Here is a 1,244-nt window from a genome sequence, read left to right on the forward strand (position 1 = left end):
GTCGCGTCGTCGGCCGCCTCGTCGGGTCGGACGGGGACGACGGCCAGACCCACGTCGTCGACGAACGGGTCGACGGCGACGGACCGGGCGAACGTCGTCGTCCGGGCGACGCCGGAGGCGGTGGTGTAGGTCACGTCCACGCTCGCGGTCCGGACGCCCGGTTCGTCGGGGACCACAGAGAGGTTCAGCGTCGCCGTCTCGCCGGCCGCGAGGGTCGGGAGCGTCCGCCGACTCTCGACGGCCTGCCCGAGCGACTCGTTGACCGCGACGACGAGGTTTCGCATCGGCGCAGTCGTCGGGTTCGACAGAGAGACGGCGAGGCGCGACTCGCTCTCGACGGCCGCCTCGGCGACGGCGAGTTCGACGAGTGGCGGGGCGGACTCGACGACCACGGGCACGGGGCGGTCCACGCGCACGGTCCGGTCGTTCGCGTCGGTACCGACGACCGAGAGCGTGAGCACCCGCGGTCCCGCCTCGGCGAACGACGCGGCGAGGGGAACGGTCACGGCGTCGCCCGGCGAAAGCGCCCCGACGCGCGTCGCGCGGGCGACTTCCCGGTCGCCGTCGTCAGTCGGAGTTGGTCGACGCTGACGGCGGACTCGCTCCCGACGGAGTTGGCGACGGTGACCGTCACCGTGACCTGTTCGCCCACGACGGGCGTGGCCGGGGCGACGACGGCGTCGGAGACGGTGAGCCGAACCGCGGGAACGCCGCCGACGGCGCCGACCGGGACGAGAAGCGAGACGGCCACGACGAGGGCCAAGAGACGTGCAGCGTTCATTCTCTCGGCTTAGTGCCCGCGGACGATAACTGGCTCGTCCGTCGTATCACCGTTCGTCTCAGTATCTCCGTCCTGATAGTCACCCAAAAGAGATATTCTCCCTCGATAGAAACCGGCGGTCGTGTTCGACGATTCGACCCGACGTCGATTCGTCGCCGGTCTCGTCTCGGTCCGCGTCGCGGGCCTGTCGGGGTGTCTCGGGGGGCACCCGACGACGGAGGCCGGTTCGTCGGGACGGGGAGCGGGATGGGACGGGAACGGGGACAGCGACGCCGTCGGCCGAACGGCGGCCGGTCACGGTGGATGCCGACGCGCGAAAACGACTCGACGACACGCTCGTCGGGTTAGTCGAGGCGGACGACCGGTCGGCGTACGCCGACCGCGAGGGGTTGACGTACGACGAGGGGCGCGTCCTCGTCGTCGTCGAACTCCGAGACGGGGCCGACCCGCCGTCGTCGCCGCC

At 71.5% G+C, this 1,244-nt stretch carries 1 protein-coding gene and 1 pseudogene; both read right to left on the reverse strand.

All coding sequences use genetic code 11. The annotated features are described in order from the left end of the window. Positions 1-506, reverse strand: a pseudogene (locus tag GJ632_RS21585) (hypothetical protein); the annotation flags it as partial. Continuing rightward, positions 503-781, reverse strand: coding sequence for a hypothetical protein (locus GJ632_RS21590; RefSeq protein WP_191453987.1), 279 nt, complete (start codon positions 779-781; stop codon positions 503-505). The gene GJ632_RS21590 and the pseudogene GJ632_RS21585, both read right to left, overlap by 4 nt. Between the last annotated feature and the right edge of the window lie 463 nt (positions 782-1,244).

This window comes from Halogeometricum sp. CBA1124, assembly GCF_009741955.1.
Taxonomy (GTDB): domain Archaea; phylum Halobacteriota; class Halobacteria; order Halobacteriales; family Haloferacaceae; genus Halogeometricum; species Halogeometricum rufum.

Coding starts and splice junctions, on each gene's coding strand:
- GJ632_RS21590 (WP_191453987.1), bottom strand. CDS start 781: ATGAACGCTGCACGTCTCTTGGCCCTCGTCGTGGCCGTCTCGCTTCTC.